Here is a 936-nt window from a genome sequence, read left to right as displayed (position 1 = left end):
GGTCCCATCAGCTTCGTGCAGGCGGGGTAGGAGAGGGCCTCGAGTCCGCAGCCGAGCGTGTCGATCAGGCAGTTGCGCGCCGTTTCGAGCGCGAGCGCGCTGTCGATCTTGTAATTCAGCACATAGTCGACGATATCGACGAGAACTTTGTCCGGTTCGGGACGGACATTGGAGATCGGTGCGGACATCGAGATTTCCCTGTTAAGACCTGACGTTGCTTCCTGCGCGGCGATTACTGCGCCTTGTCGAGCGCGTTCGATTGCGTTGCAGCCGGTGCGCCTTCCATCATCGCGGCCGTCTTGCATTCGTCGGCCAGACGCTCGCCTTCCTTGTCGGAGAACAGCATCGCCTTGGTCGGGATGACGACCATGTCGAGGCCGCTGGCCGCGTCGTGGAAGCGGTCGGCGCCCGTTGTCGTCGCTTCGCGCGGCAACTGGTAGTTCTTGTTGGCCCAGTGGACCGTGACGATCTGGTCGCGCTTCATGTCGCCCTTCATGTCGAACGACAGGCCTTCCTTACAAGTCCACTTTTGCGAACCTTCCGGGATCGGATCGACTTTCGCTTCTTTCACCGGATTCGGCTTGCGCTTGAACAGGCGCCTCGGTTGCGGGGCTTTCGCCTTTGCGGCGGGCTTTTTCGTCGTTGTGCTCGACGTCTGGGCGGAAGCGCTCTCCGCGGTGACCAGCAGCGTCGAAGACAGTGCGCCGACAACGGCAGCGATCAGCAGCTTTTTCATGACAATTGAACCTTTCTATCTAATATCGATTAATCGTGCGCGGCCGGTTCGAAACCGGGCCGCCGGGGTGACTGGGCGCGCCCCGAATGCGCACAGCGGACGCTATTTTCTCCTATTTAGCGCCACGAACTTCAAATTCTCAGGCCCCGTGTAATTCGCGCTCGGCCGGATGATCTTGTTGTCGATGCGCTGCTCGATGA

General features: G+C 60.0%; 2 protein-coding genes. Both read right to left on the bottom strand.

What is annotated here, in order from left to right; genetic code table 11:
* The coding region (locus tag QYH69_RS35895; RefSeq protein ID WP_308836344.1) for an MmgE/PrpD family protein at positions 1-188 on the bottom strand (188 nt) is incomplete at its 3' end.
* Between the two features lie 44 nt (positions 189-232).
* Positions 233-736, bottom strand: coding sequence for a hypothetical protein (locus QYH69_RS35890; RefSeq protein WP_308836343.1), 504 nt, complete (start codon positions 734-736; stop codon positions 233-235).
* Positions 737-936: the final 200 nt, after the last annotated feature.

Source organism: Paraburkholderia sp. SARCC-3016 (assembly GCF_031119615.1).
In the GTDB taxonomy this organism is placed as follows: domain Bacteria; phylum Pseudomonadota; class Gammaproteobacteria; order Burkholderiales; family Burkholderiaceae; genus Paraburkholderia.
The sequence above is the reverse complement of the archived record's forward strand: the minus strand, read 5'-3'. Positions and strand labels throughout refer to the sequence as shown.